4 protein-coding genes are annotated in these 3,817 nt (G+C 29.6%); all 4 read right to left on the bottom strand.

All coding sequences use genetic code 11. From position 1 onward, the window contains the following. On the bottom strand, nt 1-1,240 hold a 1,240-nt coding region (locus ACIQ11_RS09455; RefSeq protein ID WP_396154374.1), incomplete at its 3' end, for a DUF349 domain-containing protein. 84 nt (nt 1,241-1,324) lie between these two features. Next, nucleotides 1,325-2,083: a shikimate dehydrogenase family protein gene (locus ACIQ11_RS09460; protein ID WP_396154375.1), complete on the bottom strand. Its 759-nt coding sequence runs from the start codon at nt 2,081-2,083 to the stop codon at nt 1,325-1,327. A gap of 5 nt (nt 2,084-2,088) precedes the next feature. Then, nucleotides 2,089-2,733 (bottom strand): VTT domain-containing protein, encoded by a 645-nt coding sequence (locus tag ACIQ11_RS09465; protein WP_396154376.1) that lies wholly within the window; start codon nt 2,731-2,733, stop codon nt 2,089-2,091. Between the two features lie 8 nt (nt 2,734-2,741). Next, the coding region (locus tag ACIQ11_RS09470) for a tetratricopeptide repeat protein (RefSeq protein ID WP_396154377.1) at nt 2,742-3,817 on the bottom strand (1,076 nt) is incomplete at its 5' end.

The following is a 3,817-nucleotide window of genomic DNA, read 5'->3' on the forward strand; positions in this document are numbered from 1 at the left end:
TTATATCTTTATAAAATGAATTTTTCGTAGCATTAAATGCACGAACAGCATTTTTAAAATTACTCCAAGTAACTTCTGTAGCTTCTGCTGGCACACGTCCTGCTTTAAAGAATGCATCGCGTAACGCTTCTAATTTTACAATTTGATTTTGCCACTCACCGTGATTATTTACTTTTTCTGTACTTAATGTATTTACTTCAGCAATAATTTCGTTTTTTCGAGTTAAATTTTCTTGCTCTTTTTCTTTAAATTGAGACGCTAATGCTTCGCGTTTATCATGAAGAATTTTAGTAATTTCACTAAACTCTTGCCAAATTTTTTCTCTATTTTCTTTGTCTACGGGTCCAATTTCTTCTTTCCAAACACGGTGTAATAATTGTAATTCTCTGAAAGATTTAGTAACATCTGGCAATTCTACTAAAAGTTTTGCTTTGGCAATAATTTCTAACTTCTGCTCTAAATTGTTTTTAAAATCAGCATCTCTAATTTCTCTATCTAAATGAACAATTTCGTAAAATCTATCTACATGAAAATGAAAATTATTCCAAACTAAATTATATTTGTCTTTTGGTATAGCTCCAGAGTTTTTCCAACGCTCTCTAATGTCGTTGAATTTTTTAAACATTTCTGAAATATTAGAATCATTACTAGCAATCAATGCTTTTAATTCTTCAATTAAAGCTGTTTTCTCTGTTAAATTATTTTTTAATTGATTCTCAATATTTTTAAAATTTGCCGTTTTTTTATTACGATATGTGTCTAATAATTGATCAAATTTTACTTTTATTGGAGAATGATATTCAAATTCTGTAGAAGTTTCATTTTCAGCAAAAAAGGCAACTCTTTTTTCTTCAAGTAATTGGTGAAATTGATTTAAGAATGCTTTTTTAACATCTTCAATTTGATTTTTAAAAACTAAGGCTTTTTCATGGCCTACAAGAGTAGCCAATTCATCGACTAATTCTTCTAAAGTAAGTTTTTCGTAATCTCTAACTTCAATTTCTAAATCGGTATCAATAGAACCTTCTTCACTTGATTCAGCCAAATGATTGTCTATTTCATCTTGTACGGAAACGGTTGTTTCTTCTTCTGATTTATCCGAAATCGTTTCATTTTCAGTTACTTCCAAAACTTGACTTTCTAATTCAGTTTCTTCTGAAATAGGAGTTTGGTTTTCAATTGAAGTTGTTTCTTCTTGTCCATCTGCTTGTTGCAGGTTATCATTCAATTCTTCTAACATGTTTTAATGCTTAAGTTAAGGGCTCGAAGATACCAAAAGAGGTGGGAAATTCAAAGAAATTGTACTAAAATATCACATTAGTTGTTATTTGTTCCATATTAACCAAGCTTTTTCAGCCTGATTTATAAGCATTTCTTGTCCATTTTTTGTAATTGCACCAGCTTTTCTTGCTTTTTTTAAGTAAGTGGATTCTTCAGGATTATACACCAAATCAAAAGCAATATGTTTTGATGTAAATAAGGCATAATCTAATTTTGGAAATTCTGAAATATTTGGGAATGTGCCTAATGGAGTAGTATTTATAATTATTTGATATTCATTAAAAATAGCCGCATTAATTTCGTTGTATCCGATTTCGTATTCTGATGGATTTCGAGATACAAAATCAAATTCGATATTTAGTTTTTTTAAAGCGAAAGCTACCGCTTTACTGGCGCCACCTGTTCCTAAAATCAATGCTTTTTTGTGATGGTTTTTCAATAAAGGTTTTAATGATTTTTTAAACCCATAAAAATCGGTATTGTATCCTTTTATTTTTTTATTTTTAGAAATAGAAATGCAATTTACAGCGCCTATTTTTTTTGCGTTTTTTGAAATTTTATCTAAAAACGGAAGAATACATTCTTTGTAAGGTATAGTTACGTTTAGCCCAACTAAACCTTTGGTTTTATTTATAATTTCAGTAATTTCTTTAATATTTTCAATATCGTAATTTTCATATTCACAGTTGTGAAAATGATTATTTATGAATTTCTCGGAGAAGTATTTTTTAGAAAAAGAATAACTTATGTTTTTACCAATAAGTCCAAACTTGCGCTGTTTCTTTTGTGATTTATGCTTCATTTCCGTTATGCTTTGTTAAATTTGGATTTGAATATTTTAATGAAAATAGGCAATACTGAAACCAAAACAATACCTAAAACTAATTTTTCAAAATTGTTTTTTACCACCTCAAATTGTCCTAAAAAATAACCTAAAAGTGTAATTCCTGCTACCCAAAGTACAGCGCCTAAAATACAATTCAGAATGTAATTTCTATATTTCATACTTCCAGCTCCGGCCACAAAGGGTGCAATAGTTCTTACAATAGGCACAAAACGAGCCATTATCACTGCTTTACCACCATTTTTTTCGAAGAAATCTTCTGTTTTTTCAATATATTCTCTTTTAAGAAATAGAATTTTCTTTTTTTCTTTTATGAATTCTCCAAATTTATGCCCTACAAAATAGTTTAAATTGTCACCAAGTAACGCAGCTAAAATTAACAAAGGAATAATAATCACTAAACTTAATTTTCCGGTAGTTGCAGCAATGACACCAATGGCAAAAAGCATCGAATCTCCTGGTAATAATGGCATTACAACAAATCCAGTTTCCACAAAAACTACTAAAAATAATATAAAATAAATTAGTGTATTGTATTGGTCAATTAGTTGGGTAATTACGGTTAAAGGATCTTTCAAAAAATGCAATAAAAAGTCGATAATTTCCATAGATTGGCTTATAGTGTATGTTTTTTAATACTATTTTGTACAGTTTCGCATTCCCAAACGTGTGGGAAGGCATCTTTTAATATATAATTTTTGTTAAAATCGGTTGTTAAAGCCGTTTCTAATGCTTCGATAGCGTTAGTTTCCTCCTCAATGTTATAGAACAAACCTACTAAACGATATAAAATCTCAGCTTCATTTGGATACAATTCTTTGGCTTGATTCAAGATTTCGAAGGCAGCATTTACTTCGCCTAAAACATATAAAACATCACTCCAAAAAAGAAAATTATCTAATTCTACATCGCCGTTTTCAAATGCTTTTCTGTAACCTTCTTCTGCCTCTTCAAAGAAATTTAGATATTGATTTATCGTAGCATATCGTCTCCAATAAAGTGGATTTTCACCATCAATTCCAATTGCTTTATTGATGTAATATAATGATTTTTGGAAATCTTTTTGTTTAATGTAAAAATCAGTTATAGCTAACCAAGCCTTATCCAATAAAGGATCTTCGTGAACGGTTTTTAAGTAAAAATTTAAAGCTTGTTCTGAATTTCCAAGTTTTTCATAGCATTTTCCAATACGCAAATAGGCAAATGAAGTAGGATCATCTAATTCAATAGTTACTAAATAACAATCTATGGCTTCTTGATAGTGCTGAAGTTTTTCTAATGATTTTGCTTTTTCTAAAAACGCGCCTAAAAAACCTTCATCAATAAGACAAGCATAATCAAAAGCCCAAACGGCTTTTTCGTAATTTTTAATTGCATAAAATTGGCGCCCTAACTGGTGCCAAGCCACTTCGCTATATGGGTTTTTCTCGATAAAATTTTCTAAATATACTATTGCTTCCTGATTTTGGTCTAAGAAATCAAAACAATACACCACATTGTAAAGTGCAGAATAATCTTCTTCGTCATTGTCTAAACATAAAATAAAGTTTTCTTTGGCCAACTCTAAATTATCCATAAATAAATATTCCATACCAATCATAGAATACACATCTGCTTCATCATCTGTGTATCGAAGCGCAATTCTTAAATGTTCAATAGCTTTCTCGTGTTGGTCTCTTTTAGAACAAATGT

The organism is Flavobacterium sp., from assembly GCF_044361065.1.
In the GTDB taxonomy this organism is placed as follows: domain Bacteria; phylum Bacteroidota; class Bacteroidia; order Flavobacteriales; family Flavobacteriaceae; genus Flavobacterium.